The organism is Leuconostoc lactis KCTC 3528 = DSM 20202 (genome assembly GCF_014651235.1).
Taxonomy (GTDB): domain Bacteria; phylum Bacillota; class Bacilli; order Lactobacillales; family Lactobacillaceae; genus Leuconostoc; species Leuconostoc lactis.
The window spans coordinates 44430-67545 of record NZ_BMWM01000002.1 but is presented as its reverse complement, the minus strand read 5'-3'; the positions used below and the strand labels follow the sequence as shown (position 1 = coordinate 67545).

Annotated in this window: 24 protein-coding genes and 1 riboswitch; of the genes, 7 read left to right on the top strand and 17 right to left on the bottom strand. The window is 44.9% G+C overall.

The window, feature by feature from the left end:
- Positions 1 to 27: 27 nt before the first annotated feature.
- From IE039_RS01525 to metG, 8 genes are all read right to left on the bottom strand, one after another.
- Positions 28 to 993: a nitronate monooxygenase gene (locus IE039_RS01525; RefSeq protein WP_010006403.1), complete on the bottom strand. Its 966-nt coding sequence runs from the start codon at positions 991 to 993 to the stop codon at positions 28 to 30.
- Positions 994 to 1055: 62 nt separating this feature from the next.
- Complete coding sequence (locus IE039_RS01520; protein ID WP_010001645.1) at positions 1056 to 1295, bottom strand: acyl carrier protein; 240 nt, start codon at positions 1293 to 1295, stop codon at positions 1056 to 1058.
- A gap of 73 nt (positions 1296 to 1368) precedes the next feature.
- A complete protein-coding gene (locus IE039_RS01515) occupies positions 1369 to 2340 on the bottom strand; it encodes a beta-ketoacyl-ACP synthase III (protein ID WP_189428607.1) in 972 nt (323 codons plus the stop codon).
- A gap of 11 nt (positions 2341 to 2351) precedes the next feature.
- Positions 2352 to 2810, bottom strand: coding sequence for a MarR family winged helix-turn-helix transcriptional regulator (locus tag IE039_RS01510; RefSeq protein WP_010001649.1), 459 nt, complete (start codon positions 2808 to 2810; stop codon positions 2352 to 2354).
- Positions 2803 to 3249 (bottom strand): 3-hydroxyacyl-ACP dehydratase FabZ, encoded by a 447-nt coding sequence (gene fabZ, locus IE039_RS01505; protein WP_189428606.1) that lies wholly within the window; start codon positions 3247 to 3249, stop codon positions 2803 to 2805. The genes IE039_RS01510 and fabZ overlap by 8 nt, the downstream gene beginning before the upstream one ends.
- Positions 3250 to 3434: 185 nt before the next feature.
- The gene (locus IE039_RS01500) at positions 3435 to 4244 is read right to left on the bottom strand and encodes a metallophosphoesterase (RefSeq protein WP_010001651.1); all 810 of its coding nucleotides are present in this window, start codon (positions 4242 to 4244) and stop codon (positions 3435 to 3437) included.
- Positions 4245 to 4352: 108 nt separating this feature from the next.
- Complete coding sequence (gap, locus tag IE039_RS01495; RefSeq protein ID WP_010003102.1) at positions 4353 to 5372, bottom strand: type I glyceraldehyde-3-phosphate dehydrogenase; 1020 nt, start codon at positions 5370 to 5372, stop codon at positions 4353 to 4355.
- Between the two features lie 279 nt (positions 5373 to 5651).
- Entirely contained in the window at positions 5652 to 7757 is a 2106-nt protein-coding gene (metG, locus tag IE039_RS01490; RefSeq protein ID WP_189428605.1) for a methionine--tRNA ligase, read from the bottom strand.
- A gap of 211 nt (positions 7758 to 7968) precedes the next feature.
- Here metG and IE039_RS01485 point away from each other — a divergent pair, with 211 nt between their 5' ends.
- The 5 genes from IE039_RS01485 (at position 7969) to IE039_RS01465 (ending at position 12088) form a co-directional block, all read left to right on the top strand.
- Positions 7969 to 8625 carry an HD domain-containing protein gene (locus IE039_RS01485; RefSeq protein ID WP_019040304.1) on the top strand — a complete coding sequence of 219 codons (657 nt, stop codon included), beginning with the start codon at positions 7969 to 7971 and terminating at the stop codon, positions 8623 to 8625.
- A gap of 216 nt (positions 8626 to 8841) precedes the next feature.
- A complete protein-coding gene (locus IE039_RS01480; protein WP_019040305.1) occupies positions 8842 to 9633 on the top strand; it encodes a transporter substrate-binding domain-containing protein in 792 nt (263 codons plus the stop codon).
- Between the two features lie 62 nt (positions 9634 to 9695).
- Positions 9696 to 10394, top strand: a complete 699-nt coding sequence (locus IE039_RS01475) for an amino acid ABC transporter permease (RefSeq protein WP_010005210.1) — start codon at positions 9696 to 9698, stop codon at positions 10392 to 10394.
- Positions 10391 to 11125 (top strand): amino acid ABC transporter ATP-binding protein, encoded by a 735-nt coding sequence (locus IE039_RS01470; protein ID WP_010005209.1) that lies wholly within the window; start codon positions 10391 to 10393, stop codon positions 11123 to 11125. Before IE039_RS01475 ends, IE039_RS01470 begins: the two co-directional genes overlap by 4 nt.
- Before the next feature lie 81 nt (positions 11126 to 11206).
- Positions 11207 to 12088, top strand: a complete 882-nt coding sequence (locus IE039_RS01465) for a DNA/RNA non-specific endonuclease (protein ID WP_189428604.1) — start codon at positions 11207 to 11209, stop codon at positions 12086 to 12088.
- A 42-nt stretch (positions 12089 to 12130) separates the two neighbouring features.
- On the opposite strand, the gene IE039_RS01460 is transcribed toward IE039_RS01465, so the two are convergent.
- On the bottom strand, positions 12131 to 13138 hold the full coding sequence (locus tag IE039_RS01460; RefSeq protein ID WP_189428603.1) for an NAD(P)/FAD-dependent oxidoreductase: 1008 nt from the start codon (positions 13136 to 13138) through the stop codon (positions 12131 to 12133).
- Between the two features lie 177 nt (positions 13139 to 13315).
- On the opposite strand from IE039_RS01460, the gene IE039_RS01455 reads away from it, so the two are divergent.
- Positions 13316 to 14272, top strand: a complete 957-nt coding sequence (locus tag IE039_RS01455; protein ID WP_029510234.1) for a nucleoside hydrolase — start codon at positions 13316 to 13318, stop codon at positions 14270 to 14272.
- 36 nt (positions 14273 to 14308) lie between these two features.
- Here the strand turns inward: IE039_RS01455 and IE039_RS01450 are convergent, their stop codons facing one another.
- The 3 genes from IE039_RS01450 to IE039_RS01440 all read right to left on the bottom strand — a co-directional run bounded on the left by IE039_RS01450 (position 14309) and on the right by IE039_RS01440 (position 17459).
- Entirely contained in the window at positions 14309 to 15556 is a 1248-nt protein-coding gene (locus tag IE039_RS01450; RefSeq protein WP_189428602.1) for a glutamate-5-semialdehyde dehydrogenase, read from the bottom strand.
- A gap of 5 nt (positions 15557 to 15561) precedes the next feature.
- Positions 15562 to 16377: a glutamate 5-kinase gene (gene proB / locus IE039_RS01445; RefSeq protein WP_010004836.1), complete on the bottom strand. Its 816-nt coding sequence runs from the start codon at positions 16375 to 16377 to the stop codon at positions 15562 to 15564.
- 152 nt (positions 16378 to 16529) lie between these two features.
- The gene (locus IE039_RS01440; protein WP_189428601.1) at positions 16530 to 17459 is read right to left on the bottom strand and encodes an alpha/beta hydrolase; all 930 of its coding nucleotides are present in this window, start codon (positions 17457 to 17459) and stop codon (positions 16530 to 16532) included.
- 163 nt (positions 17460 to 17622) lie between these two features.
- Here IE039_RS01440 and IE039_RS01435 point away from each other — a divergent pair, with 163 nt between their 5' ends.
- Entirely contained in the window at positions 17623 to 19422 is a 1800-nt protein-coding gene (locus IE039_RS01435) for a M3 family oligoendopeptidase (protein ID WP_189428600.1), read from the top strand.
- Between the two features lie 10 nt (positions 19423 to 19432).
- Here the strand turns inward: IE039_RS01435 and thiE are convergent, their stop codons facing one another.
- The 5 genes from thiE to IE039_RS01410 all read right to left on the bottom strand — a co-directional run bounded on the left by thiE (position 19433) and on the right by IE039_RS01410 (position 22994).
- Entirely contained in the window at positions 19433 to 20086 is a 654-nt protein-coding gene (gene thiE / locus IE039_RS01430; protein WP_189428599.1) for a thiamine phosphate synthase, read from the bottom strand.
- On the bottom strand, positions 20076 to 20909 hold the full coding sequence (gene thiD, locus IE039_RS01425) for a bifunctional hydroxymethylpyrimidine kinase/phosphomethylpyrimidine kinase (RefSeq protein WP_010003417.1): 834 nt from the start codon (positions 20907 to 20909) through the stop codon (positions 20076 to 20078). Before thiD ends, thiE begins: the two co-directional genes overlap by 11 nt.
- Positions 20902 to 21678: a hydroxyethylthiazole kinase gene (thiM, locus tag IE039_RS01420; RefSeq protein WP_189428598.1), complete on the bottom strand. Its 777-nt coding sequence runs from the start codon at positions 21676 to 21678 to the stop codon at positions 20902 to 20904. The genes thiD and thiM overlap by 8 nt, the downstream gene beginning before the upstream one ends.
- A 21-nt stretch (positions 21679 to 21699) precedes the next feature.
- Positions 21700 to 22224 (bottom strand): energy coupling factor transporter S component ThiW, encoded by a 525-nt coding sequence (thiW, locus tag IE039_RS01415; RefSeq protein ID WP_229782821.1) that lies wholly within the window; start codon positions 22222 to 22224, stop codon positions 21700 to 21702.
- A 117-nt stretch (positions 22225 to 22341) separates the two neighbouring features.
- Positions 22342 to 22431, bottom strand: a riboswitch (TPP riboswitch).
- Between the two features lie 53 nt (positions 22432 to 22484).
- Positions 22485 to 22994, bottom strand: coding sequence for a hypothetical protein (locus IE039_RS01410; protein WP_010003256.1), 510 nt, complete (start codon positions 22992 to 22994; stop codon positions 22485 to 22487).
- Positions 22995 to 23116: the final 122 nt, after the last annotated feature.

Genomic DNA, 23116 nt, shown 5'->3' with positions numbered 1-23116 from the left:
AAATTTGCTGACGTGTCAGCGCTGTGGTTACAATGTTGTATTTTCAATACCCATCAAGTCAGTTGCTTCTGCCCAAATATCAGACAAAATTTGTGCGGCTGGCTTTTCATCTTTGATCAAACCAGAGATTTGACCAGCCATGAAAGCGCCACCTTCTTTGTCACCTTCTTGAACAGCCCGACGCAAAGTACCGGATTCCAACTTTTCAATTGCGGCAGCATCTGGCTTTTCTTTTTGGATTTCAAAGACCTCGTTTTTAACGAAGTTCTTAGCCATCTTGTTCTTCAAAACACGTGCGCGGTTTCCCATCAGTTGGCCAGTAACAATCGTGTCAATGTCCTTGGCTTTAATGATTTTTTCTTTAAAGTTGGGGTGAATTTCAGATTCTGTTGCCGTCAAGAAACGCGTCCCCATTTGAGCCCCAGCAGCCCCCAACATGAAGGCGGCAGCAACACCACGACCATCGCCAATACCACCAGCAGCAATGACTGGAATATCAACAGCGTCGACTACTTGTGGTACTAACGTCATCGTTGTCAACATGCCGATATGCCCACCAGATTCCATTCCTTCAGCAATCACCGCATCGACACCCTTCTTTTCCATCATCTTAGCTAATGACACAGAAGGGACAACCGGCATGACGATAATACCAGCCGCGTGTAATTCATCCAAGAATGGTGACGGATCACCCGCTCCTGTGGCAACCACTTTCACGCCTTCTTCAATGATCACGTCAAAGACTTCCCGAATATGGCGACTCAAAAGCATCACGTTGACACCAAATGGCTTGTCCGTCAATGCCTTGACGCGTTTGATTTCTTTGCGGACATCTTCACCGTGCCAGTAACCTGTACCGATAAAGCCTAAACCACCCGCTTCAGAAATTGCTGCAGCCAATGCACCGGTTCCAGCCCAAGTCATCCCACCTTCAACGATGGGATACTTCATGCCAAGTTTTTTAAAAAGCGGGTTCTCTACGTTTACTACCATTTTATTTTCCTTTTAACTCTTATACTATGTACGTGACCATTCAAGCATGATCACCTGTCACATTAAGCTGCCAATTGTTCTTTAACCTTGTCAACCAAGTCTTGGGTTGTCTTGATGTCTTCAGCAACGGCCAACTTGATGTCAAAGTCGTCTTCGACACGGTTCAAAACTTCAAACAAGTCCAAAGAATCGGCATCGATGTCATTTGTCAAGTCAGTTGTTAATGACACTTCGTCTTCTTCCAAATCAAATTGGTCAACCAAAATTTCCTTAACCTTGTCAAAAATTTCTGCATCTGTCATAGTGTTCGTCTCCTAGTATTTTTTCAGTATTTTCGTTAGATTTTTGCGGTGCAGCCGACTACACCGATGTTGTTTAAATTTTCCAAATTTGCGCGCCAACCGTCAAGCCACCACCAAAACCTACTAAGGCAATGGTTTGACCGGCATGCACTTGACCAGATTCAACCAATTCATCCAAGAGAATCCCAATGCTAGCCGCACTCGTGTTACCGTTGCTGGCCATATTGGTTGGAAACTTGGTTTCTGGTTGACCAAAACGTTTAGCAATTGTTGACACAATGCGCGCATTAGCTTGATGTAACAAATAATAGTCCACATCATCTGCTGAGAGTTGCGCTTTGGCCAACGCCGATGCTAACGCATCCGGCACCTCACGCGTCGCAAAGTTGTACACCTCACGGCCGTTTTGGTGGAAGTAAAGATCAGCTGGTGTAATGTCACCTGAAAACGGGTTGGCATTACCAAAGCGGCCAGCAACTAAGTTATCGCCCTTATCACCAAATGTCCGCAACTCTTCACTCAGTAATCCAATCGCTTCAGCCGTTGTTTCAACGAGTACGCCAGCGGCACCATCGCCAAACAATACAGCCGTCGTGCGGTCTTGCCAATCTACGAGTTTTGATAAGACTTCGGCACCAATCACCAAACCGCGACGATAGCGGGTTGACAATAGACTGGACGCCACGCTCATACCATAAACCAACCCCGAGCAAGCGGCACTCAAGTCAAACGCAAAGGCCTGATTGGCCCCAATGGCACCTTGGACAATGGCAGCCGTGCTTGGTGACAAACTATCTGGTGACATCGTACTGACAATAATAAAGTCCAAACTTTCAGCCGATACTTGGGCCTTTGCCAGTAACTGCTCAGCCACTTGAATGGCTAAATCGCTCGTGTTTTCCGTGGTCACCACTTGGCGTTGACGAATCCCTGTCCGTGTATAGATCCAATCATCGTTGGTCTCCATCATGGTACTTAATTCGTCATTCGTCACCAGGCGGCTAGGTACTTGACGCGCCGAGGCCACGATTTTTAAGTGTTCCATAACTCCCCTTTTTACTGCTTAATAACGTTTGCAAGATAGCTCACCAAATTATGAATGGCACGCTTTACCGTATCCATCTCACTGGGTTGCATATCTTTTAGCAAATTGTGCGCCAAGTCACGATGGAACCCTTGGTGGGCACGATACACAACCCGCCCTTTATGGGTCAGCCCAAGGCGAACCACCCGTCGATCTTTATTAGAACGACGACGCTCGACATATCCTTTTTCAACGAGCTTATCAATGGCAGTTGTCATCGCGCTCGGTGTTAAGTGGATCATCTTCGCGACTTGTGAGGCGCTTTTTTCAGAATACATCGATATGGCATCGATTGTATGCATATCTTTTAACGTAATATCTGAAAAATCACTTTGCTTTAACGCGGCTTCTTCAATCCACATCACATTATTAAACACATCGACGAGTTCACTATTTAATTCTTCAAATTCTAATGTAACGGCTTCATTCATCTTTTTCATCTGGCGAAACAACAAACATCAATTCGGCAGAGGTTGCTGTCTTCCCATCAACTTTAGCTTCAACCAATACGCTACCCATGTTGGCGCGTAACTTACCAAATGTCACATGTAACTTCAACACATCACCTGGCACAACCATCTTTTTAAACTTGGCATCATCGATACCCGTCATGTAGGCTGTCTTCCCCTTAAATTGTGGAGATGACAAAATTAAGATTGAGGCCGCTTGGGCGAGTGATTCAATAATCAAGACACCTGGCATCACTGGATTACCAGGGAAATGTCCTTGGAAAAACTGTTCATTAATTGTCACATTTTTAACAGCGACAATCGATTCATCTGGCACCATTTCTTCAACGTAATCCATATACAAGATTGGATAACGATTCGGAATCAGTGCCATAACTTCGGTTGTTGTGAGAACTGGCATAAGTCTTCAGTGCGCTTTCAGTCAGTTGCCCGTATCGCTTGATTGCAATAACGGCCTCACTTGAGCGCTTTTCCTTTCGTCTAATACTTCGACTATCGAAATATCTAATATTGAAATTATCGCACGATTTATTTCGATAGTCAAACTAATTCTTGGAAATAAAAAAAGACACGCCACTGCGTGCCTTAAAATTCAAGGATAACCAAGCGGTTTTGCCACTCTGTGATGAAATCATCACTTGCCCACTCATGAACACGTGCCGTGTTGTAACCAACGGCGGCATTATAATACGTATTATTGCCAACCTTCAACGGTGCTGGATGCACATGAAGATGCCCAGTAATCGTATTAATCGTATACGATTGATCCAGTTTATCTCCGAGCGCTTGGCTCCCTAATAACGCATTGGCCATATCTAACCGTGTATTGCCATATGGAAAGCGTTTAATATAATCCGTTCGTGGTACAAAGTGTGACACCACTACGGTTTGCTTCCGATCTGCGGCATCAAACTGTGCTTGCAATTGCGCCATATTACGGTCAAAACGTTCCTGATCCGAGACTGGTTGTTGGATCCGACGGTCGAACCAGAAATTATTTTTAAACTGTAAAATCTGCTCTGTTGTATAATCTTGACCCACAAAATCGTAATTATACCAACCATTATTACCAATTAAGCGCACATCCGGTGTTAAATCAATAAATTTATTATGGAAATATAGCGGATCTAAATCACTTTCCAATTCATCATAAGTGACCCCGCGTCCCATGTCATGGTTGCCCGCTAAAAATCGAATCTGGATTTTATCAGCCAAAGCGGCCTGCATGTCTCGTGCAAAAGCTAATGATTGTTCAAAATCATTAAACAAGTCTCCGGCAATCACATACAATGTGACATTTTGGTTCAATAAATAAAGTGCCTGCACATGCATGGCCCGTTGAACATCTATTTTATTCAAATCAAAATGATTATCAGATGAAAATGCAACCTTCACACGCGAATCCTCTTTCAAATTACTGAATAAAGTATAGCATAAATCCGTTGAAAAGGCTGTTAGAACGCAAAAAACCTGCCGAAGCAGGTTTGAAAATTGCGATTTATCTTACAAAGTTGCGAAGTACAACAATGTACGGATCATGTTTGAAGTGAAACCGTATTCGTTATCGTACCATGCAGCAACCTTAACAAGTTGTGCACCGTCACCTGAAACGATTTCAGTTTGTGTTGGATCAAAGACTGTACCGTGTGTGTCACCAATGATATCAGTTGAAACCAAACCATCACCATTATAACCAAATGAGTCTGATTCGTACTTCTTCATTGCTGCGTTCACTTCGTCAACAGTTACTTCCTTGTCCAAGATTACTGACAATTCAGTAATTGAACCAGCAGGTACTGGGACACGGATAGCTGACCCAGTCAACTTACCATCCAATTCAGGCACAACAAGACCGATAGCCTTGGCAGCACCTGATGAGTGTGGCAATGAGTTTGATGCAGCATCGCGGTTAGCTTGACGCTTTGCGAAGTTTGAAGTCTTAGGACCATCTTGCAAGCTTTGTGAAGCTGTGTAAGCGTGGACTGTCAACATCAAACCAGTCTTAACACCGAATTCCTTTGACAAAGCATTTGCCATAGGTGCCAATGATTGCGTTGTGCATGAACCAGCAGAAACGATTGTGTCTTCTGGCTTCAAGATGTCTTGGTTAACACCGTAAACAACTGTAGGAATCTTACCAGCTGGTGCTGAAATCAAAACCTTCTTGGCACCGGCATCCAAGTGAGCTTGTGACTTTTCGGCTGAAGTATAGAAACCAGTAGCTTCCAATACATATTCAACGCCATCGTTTTCAACCCACTTCAAGTCAGCTGCGTTGCGTTCTGCGTAAACTGTGTAGTGCTTACCGTTAACGATAATACCAGTTTCATCAGATGAAACATCAGCCTTCAATACACCATGAATTGAGTCATACTTCAACAAGTATGCCAACATTTCTGGTGAAGTCAAATCGTTAATCGCAACAACTTCGATGTCTGAAGCTGTGTCTGACAACTCAAGAATACGACGGAAAGCCAAACGGCCAATACGTCCAAATCCGTTAATACCAATCTTAACAGTCATGTGTTTAGATCCTCCAAAAATTTTTGACTTATGTCAACACCAATATTATAGCACAAAGTTGGTTTATGAGCGAATAGAAGCACTTGTATTCGCTCATAAAATCACAAATTTTATGTATAAAATCCGGTTACCGATAGCTAACATCCTTTATCAAAAAACAACCACTCACCTGCTAATCGCGTGAGTGGTTGTGAATAAATGTACATTAATGTGAGCGCTTCATTGAAAAATGGCCGCCACAGAACAAAATTGCGCACGGTCAGCGACTGTGCAGACCAATTATTCGATCCCTGAACCAGGTTCAATTGTGTCTGGCAAGATTGTTACCGTGACAATGTCGTTTTTCTCCGCTGACAAAATCATGCCTTCAGAAACTTCACCTGCCATCTTACGTGGTTTCATGTTCGCCACAATCGCAACTGTTTTCCCAACCAATACAGCTGGATCAGCATACCACTTGCGAATACCTGACAAAATTTGACGTGGCTTACCTGATCCATCATCGAGCGTGAACTTCAACAATTTGTCAGATTTTTCAACGATTTCACCAGCCGTAATTTTAGCTGCCAAAATTTCGACTTTCGCAAAATCATCATAAGTAATCAATTCACGGGCTGGTTCTGCGGCTGCCTTCTTAGCTGCTTCCTTGGCAGCACGGCCCTTACCCTTGGTGTCTTTTGACACCAGGCCTGAAATAAAGGCTACTTCAGCGTCAACATCTTGACGTGGGAAAATTGGCTCACCCTTCTTCACCACTTGGCCACCCGTTGGTAACTTACCAAAAGTCAAGCCAGCAATTTTCACACCGTTTTCAGGGTAGTCAAAGCCTAACTGTTCATAGATTTTCTTTGGCGCTTGCGTCAAAACCGGTTGCAACAAGACAGCTGCCACACGTAAGGCCCCAGCCAAATGCGCCATCACATTTGATAACACAGCCTTTTGTGTCTCACCCTTTGCCAAAACCCATGGTTGTGTTTCATCGATGTACTTATTAGCACGGCGAATAATTGTCCAAACACTTTCTAAGGCATCAGCTGTTCGCATGGCTTGGAAATGCTTGTTATAATCAACAATCGCTGCTTCAATTGTTTGAACCAAACCTTCGTCGAAGTCGGTCTTACCAGTATGCAATTCTGGCACAATCCCGTTTTCATACTTATTAATCATTGCCACTGTGCGATTGAGCAAGTTCCCCAAATCATTGGCCAAGTCAAAGTTCACACGGGCAACAAAGTCTTCTGGTGTAAAGACCCCATCATTACCAAATGGCATCGCGCGTAGTAAGTAGTAACGTACGGCATCCAAGCCATAACGTTCTTCAAGCACTTCAGGGTAAATGACATTTCCCTTTGACTTTGACATCTTGCCATCTTTCATGACTAACCAACCGTGGCCGATAATGGTCTTTGGCAAATCAATGCCCAAGGCGTGTAACATAATTGGCCAATAAATCGTATGGAAGCGAACAATTTCCTTACCCACCAATTGCACATTGGCTGGCCAGAACTTATCAAACAGCGCCGTATCGTCAGTATCGTAACCCAAAGCCGTAATATAGTTTGACAAGGCATCAATCCACACATAGATGACGTGCTTTTCATCCCCTGGTACAGGAATACCCCAGTCAAATGATGTCCGCGTCACCGCCAAGTCTTCCAAACCAGGCGCAATGAAATTGTTAATCATTTCATTCATCCGTGCTTCTGGTTGGATGAATTCTGGGTGCGTCTTGTAATAATCAAGCAACCAATCTGCATACTTGCTCATCTTGAAGAAGTACGCTTCTTCCTTGACTAATTCAACTTCGTGACCAGAAGGGGCTTTTCCGCCTGTTACCTGACCATTTTCATCACGATAAACTTCTGCTAATTGTGATTCAGTAAAGTATTCTTCGTCGGAAACAGAATACCAACCTTCATACTCACCTTTGTAAATATCACCCTTTTCAAGCAATGTCGTAAAGATTTTTTGCACCGCTTTTTCATGACGTGGTTCTGTTGTCCGAATAAAGTCGTCATAGGAAATGTCCATCAATTCCCAGAGTGCTTTAATCTGTTCGGCCATACCATCCAAATAGGCGATTTCGGATACACCGGCTGCTTTCGCTTTTTGTTGGATCTTAAGACCATGTTCGTCAGTCCCAGTCAAGAAGAACACGTCTTCACCAAGCAAACGGTGGTAACGTGCGGCGGCATCAGCTAACACGGTCGTATAAGTATTACCTAATTGTAACTTCCCAGATGGGTAGTAAATCGGCGTGGTGATATAAAAAGTTTGATCTTTCTTCACGGAAAATTGTTGTTCCGCTTTGGAAAACTTGTCGTAAATGACAGCTGAATCGGTGAGATTAGCTGTGTTAAACAAGACGTTATTTGGTTCTGACATATGAGTCTCTCTTTCTAATTCGCGTGTTTTGTCACGTGACTTGCGCCGTATGAGGCAGTCTCTACTATGCTAATTATAACGAATTTTAACCGTATTTCATAGTTTTTTAAGGTTGTTTTCCGACAGGCGCTACCGTTGGTTTAGCTATGCAAATCCTAGCCAAAATGCTAAAGTAAAGGGATAACCGCTCGGTTAAACAGGAGGCTATTTTATGTCGCAACTCACCCAAATTACTCATTATATGCAGCAAGCCCTAGCTGCTGATCAATCCGGCCATAGTGTTGACCACATTGAGCGCGTGGTTGCCTTAGCCAATAAAATTTTAGCTCAGGAACCCACTGCAGACCCGTTTATCGTCCAAGCCGCTGCTTTATTGCATGATGTCTACGATGATAAATTATTTGATACACCCACCGAGGTGGCCGCAGCCAAAAACGCCTTGGCTGATTTTTTAACGACCATTGCCGTATCGCCAGACACTCAGGCGCAAATTTTTCATATTATTGACAATATGTCTTGGTCCAAGCATCTTGATGGGAAAGCCGCCCCACTAGACATTAACGGCCAAATCGTTCAAGATGCCGACCGCCTTGAAGCTATTGGCGCCATTGCGATTGCCCGCACCATAACCTATGGTGCTGTGAAAAACCGCGTGCTCTACGATCCAGCCATTCCCCCACGTACGATTCATGACAAGACTCAGTATCGGCAAACTGACGGCACAACAATCAATCATTTTTACGAAAAACTATTGCACATTAAAGCGCATCTCAACACCGACACAGCCCGTCAAATAGCCGAAACCCGGCATCAATTCATGTTAGACTTCTTAGACCAGTTCAAGGCCGAATGGGAACTGACGAAGTAAAAACATTGACAAGTGCTTGAATCATCGCTAGAATGAAGTTGTTTTGGAGGATGTTATGTTAAAGTTAATCGCAGCAACTGAATATTGCTCACACCGGCGCTTTGTTTAGCACCGGTATTTTGACATACATTTGATCAAACTATCATACGGACTAACGCAGCGCCAACTAGGTATTTCACTAGTTGGCGCTTTTTATTTGCCCACAGGAGAAGCAAAATGAAAAAAATCATCATCATCGTCGCCAGCCTCGTTGTTGTAGCCGGTTTAGCTATCGGCCTTACCCAACACCAAGCCCGGCCAAAAGAAGCCTCACAAACGATCACCCCTGGCACGTTAACTATTGGGTTAGAAGGGACTTTTGCGCCATTTTCTTACCGTCAAAATGGGCAATTGACCGGTTTTGAAGTGGACTTATCAACTGCCATTGCCAAAAAACTCGGTTTGAAACCCAAATACGTCCAAACAAAGTGGGATTCGCTCATTGCAGGCCTTGGTGCTAAGCGTTACGATGTCGTTTTCAACGATGTCGGGATCACACCAGAACGCCAAAAAGCTTACTTATTTGCCACACCATATCTATATGCTAAAACGGTCCTCATCAAGCGTACCGATGAAACCCATCTCAACACGTTAGCTGATCTTAAAGGTAAAAAGATGGCGCAATCAACCACTTCGAACTTTGGTGCCCTGGCTAAAAAAAGCGGCGCTGACATCGTTGCTGTCCCTGGCATGACTGAAGCCATGAATTTAGTGACAACCAAGCGCGCTGACGGTGCGCTCAATGACTTAGGTGCTTATGCCACATGGAAAAAGGCCAATCCTGACGCTGCCACAACCGCCGTTGATTTAAGTCAAGAAAGTCCCGCAACCCCAGCCGCACCACTGCTTAACAAACAAAATACAGCCCTTCAAAAGGCCATTAATAACGCCTTAAAAGACTTAGAAGCTGATGGCACACTCAAAAAATTGTCACTTAAATACTTCAATACTGATCTCACCCAGCCATAAACCAACCGGTTCACGGCTCAAACGTTAATTGAACCATATCGTCGCTAAAAGGAACGCTACCCATGTCTGATTTTATCCCCCTCGCCGGCCAATATCTGCCCCAACTTTTTCGGGCCGCATTAATTTATACATTACCACTGACCGTCATATCATTTGCTTTAGCACTTGTATTTGCCGTCATCACGGCGCTCATTCGTTTAGCCAAGTTACCCGCAGCGCCGATTCCGCGACTGCTACTGCGAGGACATAAAACCATTGCCGGCTTTTACGTGTGGCTTTTCCGGTCAACACCCATGATTGTGCAATTGTTTATTGTGTTTTATGGTCTCCCCAGCGCGCATGTGACACTCTTTGCCAACGCTTGGCTATCAGCAATTACCGTTTTCTCCCTTAATACAGGGGCCTATGCTTCGGAAAGTGTCCGTGCCGCGATTTCGTCGGTCCCGCGCGTCCAAATTGAAGCGGCTGAATCATTAGGGATGAATCGCTGGCAAGTCTTTGCGGATGTCATTTTGCCACAAGCGGCGCGGATCTCAATCCCGCCGTTAAGCAATGCTTTAATTGGTTTGTTAAAAGATACCTCACTCGCCAGCGTAATTACCATTGTGGAAATGTTTTACCTCAGTCAACAAATTGCTGCTGAAAATTATCAAATTTTGACTATGTACATTTTAGCTGCATTTGTTTACGCTGTCTTCACCACCATTTTATCGCTTGCCCAACATCAGTTAGAACGCTATACCTCGAGGTTTGCTCAATGATTACTGTCAAAAATTTAGTCCAACAATATGGCGACCGCCGCGCCTTAGATCAAGTATCCACAACTTTTCCCGCTGAACAAACAACCGTCATTCTTGGCCCATCCGGCTCGGGTAAATCAACGTTACTGCGCACTTTGAATCTATTAGCGCAACCAACGTCTGGTACTTTAACCATTGACGAACAGACGCTTGATTTGAGTCAGCCACTAACCGCACCAAAATTATTAGCCGTTCGGCAGCATTTTGGCATGGTTTTCCAGGAAAAAGCTTTGTTTACTCACTTAACGGTACTTAAAAACCTCACCCAAGGGCCGATTAAAGTCAAGGGTATCCCAGCCGATCAAGCGACTGCGCAAGCCACCAATCTGTTGACCCAATTTGATATGGCCGACCTCGCTCCTCGCTATCCGTATCAACTATCTGGTGGGCAACAACAACGCGTCGCCATTCTCCGTGCCTTGGCCATGCAGCCCGATTATCTGCTCCTTGACGAACCGACCAGTGCGTTGGACCCTGAGTTAGAAGCCCAAGTCTTACGTGTCTTACGCGATCTTGCTAATCAAAAGAAATCCATGGTGATTGTCACCCATAATTTAGCATTTGCACAAGCCGTTGCCGATAAAATCATTTTCATGGAAGATGGTAAAATAGGTTATGATGGCCCATCAGCCGGTTTTTTCCAAGCACAAGATCCGCGGATTCAACGCTTCTTAAACGCCATGACTTTTTAGTGCAGTTGATGTTTGCCACACTGTTTTTCATTTTTGTCGAAAAATGATATGCTGTTATGAGCTTCAAAATGGAGAATAATCATGGCTAGAAAACGCACAACGCGACGACAAAACCCGTCCCCTAAACAACAGTTGATTGGATCAGTCATCTTATTACTGCTGATTGGTTTTTATCTCTGGCAAAATAATCAAACCCAACACCCAGCCCCCACAACCCAACAATCCAAATATGCGACAGTTTTAGCACCCGACAACCAAGCCTTGCTGAACTTGCAATGGGATGGCACGCTGGATGGTGACCTTGTCCATGTGAATCAAAATAAGGCCACTTTTACCCCCGCCGAGATGCAGGAAACCTTTCCCTCACATGGCTCTAAACTACGTCCAGTGGATGGTTTGAGTCTATCACCATTAGACGCACTGGGTCGGACCCAACAAGCCAACTTTTTGGCCAGTCGTGACGCTATTAATAAGGTAACGCCACGACCAGACACGATTGATTATCAAGTCAGGCCCTCTGGTTGGTTCATCAACGATCGTTTTGATGGCACGAAATGGGTCGGTGGCTACCACAGCAATCCAAACGTCAAACTTGGCAAAGGCAAACAAGCATTATGGAACAAGTCTCATCTTGTCGGCTACCAATTTTTTGGGATGCCAACCATGGTGACGGAAAACATGATTGCCGGTACACGTGTTCAAAATGCTTATCCAGGTCAGCTCGTACCGGAAGATGATATCCGTCAAGCCATTAATCAACACCCCAATATCACGATTCGTGGACAAGTTACCCCCTTGTATGTTGGCACTGAACGGATTGCGCGTGGTGTCCATTATATGGCCAAATCTGTGCAAGATAACGGGAAAACGTTAAACTTAAATTACTGGATTTTCAACGTCCAACCTGGGATCACGATTGATTATCAAACTGGTAAAGTTACGATCCAAAATCATGTGAAATAAAAAGCAGCCAAGTGTGGCTGCTTTTTATTTTGACGCGTGACCTCAATCATCCGTTTTTAATGTCAAAGAACTGGAATGTACGGGGCCACCACGATGGGGATCAAAGTAACGAATAGCCGCATTAACGGCGTTTGGTGCCTCACCAAACCCGACCGCAATTAAATCGGCTTTCCCGACATAGTGGTTGGCATCCCCAATTGCAAAAACGCCAGGAATACTGGTTCGCATTTCCTGATCAACCGCAAAACCGTTCCCAGCTAATGCAGGTTGTATCGTCCAACTTTCAATTGTTTGACGTTCCGAAATAAACCCATAGTTAATCATCAAATCATCAACCCGGATAACATGGGGTTTTTGGTCGTCTTTCACATGCGCTAATGTCAACTGTAATTGCCCATTTGCCAACTTCTCAATCGCCACGATTTTTTGGGGTGTTTCTTGGATAACGTCCGAGGCGTTCAACGCGTTAACACTTTGTTCCATCGCACGAAAAGTTTCTCGGCGGTGAATCAAACGCGTTGAGGCGGCGACATCATTTAACATAACCGCCATATCAACCGCTGAGTCGCCACCACCGGCAATAGCGATGTCGTGATTCTTAAATATCTGTGGATCAGTCACAAAATAATGCACCCCTTGGCCCACCAGTTCATCCACGCCATCAACTTGCATTTTCCGTGGTTCAAAGGCGCCTTTTCCGGTCGTGATAATCACCGTTTTTGCTTGAATGGTTTCCCCTTGACTCGTCGCCAAATGAAATAAATCGGTTGCCTGTTCAACATTGCTCACCGTCGTATTTAACTTCACATCGACGGGAAACATGCCTAACTGCTGGTCTAAGGCTGCAATAAAGTCTGCCCCTTTCACACCTGGAAAGCCCGCCACATCAAGAATACGTTTTTCAGGATATAAGGACATAACCTGACCGCCTAGCATAGCCAAACTTTCAATCAAAACAACCTTGGTATCACGCAAACTGGCATAAAACGCTGCAAACATGCCCACTGGGCCACCGCCAATAATGGCAATATCGTATGGTTCTTGTGTCATTTGTTTAAACTGTGCGCTTGACCCGCACATCCTTTCAACGCTAATGTATTTAAAGTTTATTATACGCAAAATACGTCATGGCACGCAAAATTTCTTCAGAGTGCGTATAATAAAGGTATCAATTTTATTGGAGGAAATGTGCTCACAGTTCACCAGCTGCCTGCGCACAACACGATTATGGCTCAAAAGAAAATGATCCTCGATTTGGATACAGGTATCGATGATGCTTTAGCACTCGCTTATGCCGTAGGCGATCCTAACGTTGACTTGATTGGTATTATTTCAAGTTACGGTAACACGTTGGTGACAACAGCCGCCCAAAATTCATTAAACTTACTACATCTCCTCGGTGCAGATGATGTCCCCGTTTTCCTCGGCGAAAGCCACTCATCAACGACTGATCATTTTGACGTCATGGAAATTTCACAACTAATTCATGGTAAAAATGGTGTCGGTGAAGTGGCCTTAGCTACGGCGCCACGCGCTGTTGAGGCTCAATCTGGCGTCGACTTTTTGATTGAAGCAGCACACCAATACGGTGATGACTTGATCTTTATCCCAACTGGCCCATTGACCAACTTAGCCACAGCTATCAAAAAAGACCCTGAAGTGGCCCAACTCATTGGCAACACGACCTTAATGGGTGGTGCCTTGACCGTGCCGGGCAATGTGACACCATTTACCGAAGCCAACATTCATCAAGACCCAGAAGACGCTGATTATGCCTTCACGCACCAAAAGAATTTGACGATGGTCGGCCTTGATGTGACATTGCGGACGTTACTCACCAAAAAAGAAACAGCCGCTTGGCGCGCTTTGGGCACGGTCGCTGCCACAAAATATGCTGATTTAATGGATTTCTATATTGATGCCTATTACAATCTTGACATCGACAAGAAAGGCGCTGCCTTACACGACCCATTGGCAGTCGCTGTTGGGATTGACCCATCTTATGTGACAACGATGCCTTTAGCCATGCACGTGACGTATGATCGTGAAAGCGGTGATTATGGTCGTACAATTGGTGATAAAGAGAAACTCTTAGAACCAACCACAACTAAAGCCGCCATTCTGGTGGATACCGATCGTTTTGTCACTGATTTCCAACAACTCATGCTCAAGGTATTAGCTTAAACAAAAAAGTGTTGCAGTCATCCTGCAACACTTTTTTTATGCCCGAATTTGGCCATCGCCAAAGACTTCGTATTTGATTGTCGTCAAAGCTGGCAACCCCATTGGTCCCCGCGCATACAACTTCTGCGTTGAAATCCCAATCTCTGCCCCAAAACCAAATTCAAACCCATCAGTGAAGCGACTAGAAGCGTTTTGATAAACCACTGCCGCATCGACTTGGTTCATAAACGCCGCAATGTTATCAGGGTCTTGGCTAATGATGGTCTCTGAATGATGCGTCGTATGCGTGTTTATCCAATCAATCGCCGCCGTGACGTCCGGCACAATCTTAATGCCCATCACCAAATCATTATATTCCGTATCCCAGTCAGCGTCACTGGCTGGGGTAAGGCGGCCATCAATCCCCAAACTGGCTTGATCACCGCGCAACGCCACCCGTGCGGCAATTAATGCATCCGCAATTTTTGGTAAAAATTCTTGAGCAATCGCTTCATGGATTAATAGTTTTTCAGCCGCGTTACAAACGGCTGGTTTTTGCGTTTTCGCATTATGAATAATCCGTAAAGCAGCGGCTTGATCAGCAGAGGGATCCACAAAAATATGCGTGTTCCCCGCACCGGTTTCAATCACAGGGACGGTCGCATTGGCCACCACATAATCAATGAAGGCGGCTGAGCCCCGTGGAATCAAAACGTCAATGGCCTCACGCATATGTAGTAGCGTGTTAACTGATTCGTGGGTCGTATCTGTGATAAGTTGGATAATATCTGGGTTTAAGTTATGATCAATCAGCACATCCCGTAAAATCGTGGCGAGCACTGTGTTACTGTGAATCGCTTCTTTACCACCACGCAAAATGACGGCATTGCCCGACTTCAAAGCTAAGGCAGCTGCATCCACGGTGACATTGGGCCGTGCTTCATAAATCATCGCCACCACGCCCAACGGCACAATTTTTTTCACAATCTTCAAACCCGCATGATTTTCCCATGTGTCATAAGGACCAGCGAGCGGATCTGGCAAGGTCGCGACAGCAGCCAACGATTCAGCAATCGCCGTTAAGGCATCTGAATCCAGTGTTAGTCGCTTTTGCATTGGCCGACTCAAACTCGCCCCATACGCGACCAAATCTTGTTGGTTAGCTGCGATAATTTCGTCTTGGCGCATCAACAAGGCGGCACCCATATTTTTAAGTAAGGTGTTTCGGGTCGCCAAAGACAACCCCGCAACTTGTGCTGTGGCCTTTTTGGCCCGTTGCCCCATTTCTTGTACACTTAATGCCATGTCATTTACTCTCCCTTAAACAATGTGCCAACTGGCTCGCCCGCTAAGACTTCTAAAATTGTGGCCGGATTTTCACCATTAATCAGTACCATTTGTCGCCCATGTTGCAACAAGTAATCGGCTGCCACTAACTTAGTAGCCATCCCACCTGTCCCAAGCGTTGACGATCCCCGTGCACCGGCGCGTAAACTATCCGTCACCGCAGTTACCAACGGAATGGGTTGTGCTGTTGGGTCAACGTGCGGATTAGCGGTATACAGCGCATCGATATCACTTAAGACAATCAGCGCATCAGCATTCGTCTCATGCGTTACCATGGCGGCAAGGCGGTCATTATCGCCAAATGAATGTTGATGATCCAATTCATCGACAGCGATCACATCATTTTCGTTAATAATTGGAATCACACGCTGCTGCAACATGGCCGCAATGGCATCGATGGTATGGCGTAACATTTGCTTGTTATGAAACACATCATAAGTCAACAGGACTTGACCCACGTGTTGCTGATAAAACGCAAAACTTTGATTATAAATCGCCATCAAATAACTTTGGCCAATCGCGGCTAAGGCCTGCTGGGCTGGAATTTCTGTTGGGCGTTTTGTTTGATGCATTTGTTTGAGCGCCACGCCAATGGCACCAGACGTAACTAAAATCACCTCATATCCGGTTTGTTCCAGTTGCGTTAAGGTCTGAGCTAACCGGTTAATAACAGGATATTTAATTTCACCGGCCGCATCGACAATACTACTCGTGCCCACTTTAACCACGACACGCCGCCACTGCTTAGCTATTGGCGCTTGATCAACCACTTCTGACATGCTGATTTTATCCTTTGTAAACTTATTTGTTGCTTTTATGATGATATCACATCATCATTATTTCCTCATTTAATCTCCATTATTATATCATGTTCATTAAGCTCTTTGATAAAAAACACCAGTCTATCGGCGATAGACTGGTGTTTTTTAAATTATTGATCATACTGAGCTAAGAAGGCTTGAATCTTATCACGATAGGCCTGTGGGTGATCGTGGAAACTTTGCACGTGCTTTGAACCAGACGTGACCCATAGTGCTTTCGGTACCTTGAGGGCCTCGTAAAATGGATAGACCATTTTAGTTGGGACAAACGTATCCGCGTCGCCATGAATCAGGAACGTCGGCGTCTTGCTTTTAGCTACTTGCTTAAGCGGACTCGCCTCTGCATAAAAGTAACCAGCTCGTAACTTAGAAATACCGGAAACCACATTCACCAGCGGGAACCACGGTAAATGATACATTTCGCCGGCTTCATGTTTGATTTCTTCAAGTAAACTCGTGTACGACGAATCAGCAATCACGGCCTTGACTTGCTTAGGCAAGTCAGCCTCACCAGAAGTGGATAGGACCGTGGCTGCACCCATGCTCATCCCATACATGACAATATCTGAATCCTGGCCATTACGGGCAATGATTTGGTTCAACCATTGAATATAATCACGCCGATCTAGCCAGCCATAGCCAATGATTTTACCTTGTGATTGCCCGTGCGCGCGGTTATCTGGAATTAACACGTTATAACCTAATTCATGGAATAACTCACCATAAATCGCCATGGTCGTTTTATTATTATGCCAACCATGTGCCAAAATGGCCGTTTTATTGGTTTTTTGCGCCGCTAGCACATACCAAGCATCAAGCTTAAGCCCATCAGCAGTCGTTTCATACCAAACTTGCTTGTCACGTGCTAAAAAATCATGTTCATAGCGATACAGTGGATCATCTTTTTGACGTAATGCATCCGGCTGATTCGATTTTGGATCTCGCACTTGGGCGACGTGGAAAAAATATTGTCCGGCGACTACCAAAATCACAATCATCACCAATACAAAGCCGAGTAGCCATTTGACTAAGTTTTGCATAGTTGTTTACCCCTTAAAACAACAATTTTACACTACCGCTGACATCCCCGCAAACAATTTTTCTATTATTTTCACGTCATTTCATGATAATTTCTTCATCATGTTGCAATGTTTAAATGATAAAATGGTATACTTGAAAGAAAATCATAAAAGAGGTATTCACATGGTGTATTCACAGACATGGGATTTAGACAGCATTTATCCCGGCGGCATTACGTCTCCAGAACTGGCAAATAAGTACCAAACTGTTGCGCAAGATATTCAAACTTTTGCACAACAAGTCGCTCAAGCCCAACCATCTGCCGAGACAATTGCTGACTTGTCTGATTTAGCACAAAAAATCGGTGCTGGTTTAGGGACGATTAGTATTTTTATTAATGGTTGGGCATCAGTTGATTACGGTAACAGCGCCTACGGCCCTCACTTTGACAAACTTGGGCAACTCTTTGTCGCTTTCGCGGCACCCATGAATCAATTTAAAAAACTGCTATTACAACTTGATGACACTGAATTTGCAGCCGCTCTCGCAACCGAACGTTTGCGTCCCATTCAATTCTACCTCACCGAGCTACGCACCGATGCCAAGCGCTTACTAGATGATCACACCGAGGCCTTAATTAATCAATTTGATTTAGATGGACAACAAGCTTGGTCCCAACATTATGATACGATTTCTGCTGGTCTATCCCTAACTTATACGGATGCCGAAGATGGCCAAAAGCGACAGATTTCTGCTGGTCAAGCTTTGAACATGTTAGATGGTGAGCCTAACAACGAAACACGTGCCAACATTATGGCGAGCTACGAAAAAATGTGGGCCAGTGCCGAAAATCTCACCGCTGATACGCTCAATCATTTAGCCGGTTTCCGTTTAACGAACCAAAAAGCTCATGGTTACCAGTCACATCTTGAACAACCACTCGAAATGAACCGCATGTCACAAGCCACTTTGGATGCGATGTGGGCCGTCGTAGATGACAACAAGGCGATGTTTAAACCCTACTTTGAACGAAAGAAGCAACTTTTGGGTCTTGAAAAGCTCGGCTGGCAAGACCAAGTTGCGCCCTTAACGCATGTTGGTGATTACCAACCAACCGATGTGTCTTATGATGATGCCGCAGCTTTCATTATTGAACAATTCGGACAATTCTCACCTAAAATGGCTGATTTTGCCAAAATGGCTTTTGAGAAGCGTTGGATTGAAGCGGAAAACCGACCAGGCAAACAGCCTGGCGGTTACATGGAATCTGTGCCGGACTTACATGAATCACGTATTTTCTTAACATATACGGGTTCTGTTAATGATGCCGCAACGATTGCCCATGAGTTGGGACATGCCTTCCACTCGGCACAACTTGTTGACCTACCACTTTGGCGTGATGCCTATGCCATGAACGTGGCCGAAACGGCATCTACGTTCGCTGAACTCATTGTCAATGATGCCAATGTTCGCGGTGCAAAGTCTGATGCTGAAAAGCTGGTACTGTTAGATGCTAAAATGACCAATCCGATTGCGATGTTTTTAAATATCCATGCCCGCTTCCTATTTGAAGATGCTTTTTATACCGAACGTCAAAACGGGGTTGTGACGCCACAACGTTTGAACGAATTGATGGATGCTGCGCAAGAGGCTGCTTTTGATGGTATGTTAGATGTCCGCCATTCTCACTTCTGGTCATCAAAACTCCACTTCTTCATTGATTCTGTGCCATTCTACAACTTCCCTTATACCTTCGGCTATCTCTTCTCAGCGGGTATTTACGCACGTGCCCAACAAGATGGGGCTAACTTTGAAGATAAATACATCGCATTGCTACGGGACACAGCTAATATGACAGCTGAAGAACTTGCCAAAAAGCATCTCGACGTTGATTTGACACAACCTGACTTCTGGCAAGCGGGTGCTGACTTAATTCAACAAGATATCGATGAATTCCTGCAACTATCAGAACAATTCGTTTAAAAAAAGAGCCTTATGGCTCTTTTTTTGTGGTGATTTGTTGCCAAAACGCCAGTGTTGCTGCAATATTTTGGCTCTGACTAATCATACTAATTACTGCCGCACCATCAACACCAGTGGCTAAGACAGCCGCTAAATTATCTGTTTGAATCCCACCAATGGCCACACTCGGCCATTGACTTGTCGCCACTAATGTCTGTAATCTCGTAACGCCAATAGCCGGTTTCGCATCAGCCTTACTAGTTGTTGGATAAACCGGCCCAACTCCGATATGATCAATACCGGCTAGGTGCGCAATTCGGGCATATTCTTGCTGATTGGATACCGAAATACCAACCACAAGATTACCGGCAGTTTGGATATTTTCGGCTGGTTCGCCATCTCCCTGACCAAAATGCACCCCATCCGCATGAACGGCATGCGCCAAAGCCACATCATCATCGATGATTAACGGCACATCGTACTGCTGGGTTAAATCACGTACCTGCTGTGCCACCCGTAATTTATCCTTCCCCGTCAAAGCAACGGGCCCTTTTTCCCGATATTGAAACAGCGTAATGCCTGACTGTAGTGCTTGGGTCAACACATCAAAAAAAACTGTCTCATTGACCACGTCTTGTGTGCCACAGACAAAATAGCGTGCTAATACTGCTGGATCAAATTTCATCGTACACCTCTGGCTGATTTTCAGGCGTCACTTTTGGAAAATGGTTCAATGGCCCATGCCCATGACCGACCGCAATACCATCGCGAATTGTGGCATCGACATACGCTTTGGCATGCATAATCGCTGTTTTCAGCGTTACGCCCAACCCTAGTTGGGCAGTAATTGCTGCTGAAATTGTATCGCCAGTACCATGGGTTCTAGGCGTATCAAATCGTGTTGTTTGTAACCAAAAATGTTCGCCATTTTCTAAGCGCACATAATCTGTCACCACGCGCGCATTGCCATGGCCACCTTTGATTAAAATATTTTTCGTCCCAAAACTGTGCAACCTGTCAGCTGCTGCCATAATATCACTCGGCGATTGAATTGTGCGACCGGTTAAGACCTCAGCTTCAGGAATATTTGGGGTAATTAACGTGGCTAACGGCATCAATGTCGTCCGTACAGATGCCACAGCTTCATCCGACAGTAACTGGGCACCACCTTTAGCCACCATCACGGGATCTAAAATTAATGGCCCAAAATTAAATTGCTGCAGTCCTTGTGCGACTGTTTTAACCGTGGCTGCATCACCGAGCATCCCTGTTTTTACCGCGCGAATTGCCAAATCGTCTGCTACCGATTGGAGTTGCGCCATCACCATGTCAGGGGGTAGCATGTGCACGTGTTGGACACCCAATGTATTTTGAGCAGTCACGGATACGACAACATTCGCACCATAAATGCCGTGGGCCGCAAATGTATTTAAATCAGCGGTCATACCCGCGCCACCGCTAGAATCAGTGCCTGCAACTGTCATGACTTGTGGGGTTTCATTAACCATTTTTTACCTCTTGTGCCATAAATGTTTCTAATGCTTCTGCTGTTAATAAATAGAGTTCATCTAAAATCTGATTGGCAAAATAACCAGGAGTCGTAACTTTTTTTGCAGCCTGTACACCAGCTAATTTCATCATCGCCATGGCCCGCACCGTATTGGTGACTGAAACTTCATCGCCGTTAAAAGCACCAATCAAAGCAGACAGCGCATCGCCCGTTCCCACATTTGTGGCCAATAACGGGACATCGACGGCAATCGTTTGCGTTGTCATCCCATCACTCACCACATCCGTGGCGCCACTCATCGCAATAATAGCACCAGTTTTCTTGGCAGCCTGCTGTGCAATCATGAGCAAATCCCCCTCACCAGTAGCATCAATGCCATGACTGGCAAAATCAATGCCGGCAAACCAGGCAATTTCCGCTGCATTACCGCGAATAATATCAATTTTGGCATCTGCCATCACCGCTTTAACAGGCACACTACGCGATGGTATCCCAACCGCCACTGGGTCCAAGACTACAACTTTTTTAGCTTGGTTAGCCAATTGCGCTAATTTAATGGTTTCCAGTAATTCCGCCCGACGCCAAGTGCCTGTATTAATCACCACGGCATCACTGACGCCCACTAAATCTGGAAATTCAGCAATTTCGCGGGCCATAATTGGTGAGCCACCAACCACATTGACAACGTTAGCCACAAATTGGGGTGTTACATAGTTAGCATAGTTAAATACTAAAGGCGATGTTGTTTTTAAAGTTTTTAAATCCATGATTAACCTCGTTCATTTTGTTTAGAAACGATCCATTAAACGACCCAACAAACCAGTTTTTTGGGTCACTTTTAAGAATAAGTAGCCTAACACAGCCCCGAAGGTTGCGGCCGGCATAAAGAAAGGGATATAGAAGAAAAGGCTTGGCACATGAGCATGGTATAGCACATTCATCAGCGGTACGGCAACTATCGCTGAAATCACCCCAGTCCCAATCACTTCACCAATCACCGCCGCGCTATACTTGCCAGTCCAGCGATATAAAAAACCGGCCAAGCCCGCACCAATCACCGCACCAACAATTGCCAAAATCGGACGTCCTGCTAAAATCATCCGCAAGCTGCCGGTCAAAAACGCCACGGCAATCGCATACCAAGGGCCTAACAACACCGCTGTGATGACATTAAAAAAATGTTGAAACGGTGCCATATTGGGGAGCACCACGACGCTAGATGTCGCAAATGATAAGGCTGTTAGCACGCCTGCTAACGCCATTTTTCGTACGGTTCGCCGAGAACCAAGCCTTGCTGTTGTCGTTGTTGCCACAATCGTCTCCTCTGCTGAACTGGGGCTGCTGATCGAGAAAAATAAAAAACCGTCACCTTTTTTCGCACAGGAAAAACAGGTGACGGTCATAAAAAGTATGGTTTAACCCACTTATTAGTCTTCATCAATGAATCTCCCTTCGCGCGCATTACCGCGATCAGGTTCAATGGGTATTTCTCAGCCAACTCGGCACCCCAGATCGTGTTATTTAGTTATGACATCATTTTAGCGTAGAAATTTAGGGATTGCAAGCAACGGTTTTAAACGCTTTGCGTTTGATTGTTGTCATCATCTTTTTTATGCATCAATGAGAGATGATCTTCTGACAGCACATGGGCATAAGTCGTCGTATAAGCATTGCGCATCAACCGTTGCATTTGCTTATAAGTATCACTTTCCAAAAATTCAACAAGTGCTTCTTGATTTGGCCAAAAAGTCCATAACATATACTCAGACTTACCATCCGCACTTTGTGCCAAAATGGCATTGGCTGACACCAATTGACCAATCAATTCATCATTATGTTCCTTACTTTGGAACGCAATTTGATGGATAAAATTACCGTGCAATTCTCCATTAATGACGCGACTGTTAAAAGGCATTGGTCGCTTAAATTGCTGAACTAATGCCGGTTCACCAACAATCAAAAGATTCGTGCCGGATAGTTGCGACACTTTCCCCAAATAAAAGAAATTTTGAGGATGCGCAGCCTGCATCTCTAATAATGTAGCTGGCGATTGTTCAGGTGCTAGAACTAAATTAATTTCCATGAGTATGGCTCCTTTAAATAACTTTTTTCGGTTCGTGGTGGCATGATCAGTTCGTACTAGTTGACCCCCATCTTTTCAACAATGATCAGTTGCACCCACCCGTCTGCTGCCAGGAGACGGGT

Coding starts and splice junctions, on each gene's coding strand:
- IE039_RS01485 (WP_019040304.1), top strand. CDS start 7,969: ATGTCGCAACTCACCCAAATTACTCATTATATGCAGCAAGCCCTAGCT.
- IE039_RS01510 (WP_010001649.1), bottom strand. CDS start 2,810: ATGAATGAAGCCGTTACATTAGAATTTGAAGAATTAAATAGTGAACTC.
- IE039_RS01525 (WP_010006403.1), bottom strand. CDS start 993: ATGGTAGTAAACGTAGAGAACCCGCTTTTTAAAAAACTTGGCATGAAG.
- fabZ (WP_189428606.1), bottom strand. CDS start 3,249: ATGCCAGTTCTCACAACAACCGAAGTTATGGCACTGATTCCGAATCGT.
- IE039_RS01455 (WP_029510234.1), top strand. CDS start 13,316: ATGGCTCAAAAGAAAATGATCCTCGATTTGGATACAGGTATCGATGAT.
- proB (WP_010004836.1), bottom strand. CDS start 16,377: ATGTCAGAAGTGGTTGATCAAGCGCCAATAGCTAAGCAGTGGCGGCGT.
- metG (WP_189428605.1), bottom strand. CDS start 7,757: ATGTCAGAACCAAATAACGTCTTGTTTAACACAGCTAATCTCACCGAT.
- IE039_RS01460 (WP_189428603.1), bottom strand. CDS start 13,138: ATGACACAAGAACCATACGATATTGCCATTATTGGCGGTGGCCCAGTG.
- IE039_RS01465 (WP_189428604.1), top strand. CDS start 11,207: ATGGCTAGAAAACGCACAACGCGACGACAAAACCCGTCCCCTAAACAA.
- IE039_RS01440 (WP_189428601.1), bottom strand. CDS start 17,459: ATGCAAAACTTAGTCAAATGGCTACTCGGCTTTGTATTGGTGATGATT.
- IE039_RS01480 (WP_019040305.1), top strand. CDS start 8,842: ATGAAAAAAATCATCATCATCGTCGCCAGCCTCGTTGTTGTAGCCGGT.
- IE039_RS01450 (WP_189428602.1), bottom strand. CDS start 15,556: ATGGCATTAAGTGTACAAGAAATGGGGCAACGGGCCAAAAAGGCCACA.
- gap (WP_010003102.1), bottom strand. CDS start 5,372: ATGACTGTTAAGATTGGTATTAACGGATTTGGACGTATTGGCCGTTTG.
- thiM (WP_189428598.1), bottom strand. CDS start 21,678: ATGGATTTAAAAACTTTAAAAACAACATCGCCTTTAGTATTTAACTAT.
- IE039_RS01515 (WP_189428607.1), bottom strand. CDS start 2,340: ATGGAACACTTAAAAATCGTGGCCTCGGCGCGTCAAGTACCTAGCCGC.
- thiD (WP_010003417.1), bottom strand. CDS start 20,909: ATGGTTAATGAAACCCCACAAGTCATGACAGTTGCAGGCACTGATTCT.
- IE039_RS01410 (WP_010003256.1), bottom strand. CDS start 22,994: ATGGAAATTAATTTAGTTCTAGCACCTGAACAATCGCCAGCTACATTA.
- thiE (WP_189428599.1), bottom strand. CDS start 20,086: ATGAAATTTGATCCAGCAGTATTAGCACGCTATTTTGTCTGTGGCACA.
- IE039_RS01470 (WP_010005209.1), top strand. CDS start 10,391: ATGATTACTGTCAAAAATTTAGTCCAACAATATGGCGACCGCCGCGCC.
- IE039_RS01475 (WP_010005210.1), top strand. CDS start 9,696: ATGTCTGATTTTATCCCCCTCGCCGGCCAATATCTGCCCCAACTTTTT.
- IE039_RS01520 (WP_010001645.1), bottom strand. CDS start 1,295: ATGACAGATGCAGAAATTTTTGACAAGGTTAAGGAAATTTTGGTTGAC.
- IE039_RS01435 (WP_189428600.1), top strand. CDS start 17,623: ATGGTGTATTCACAGACATGGGATTTAGACAGCATTTATCCCGGCGGC.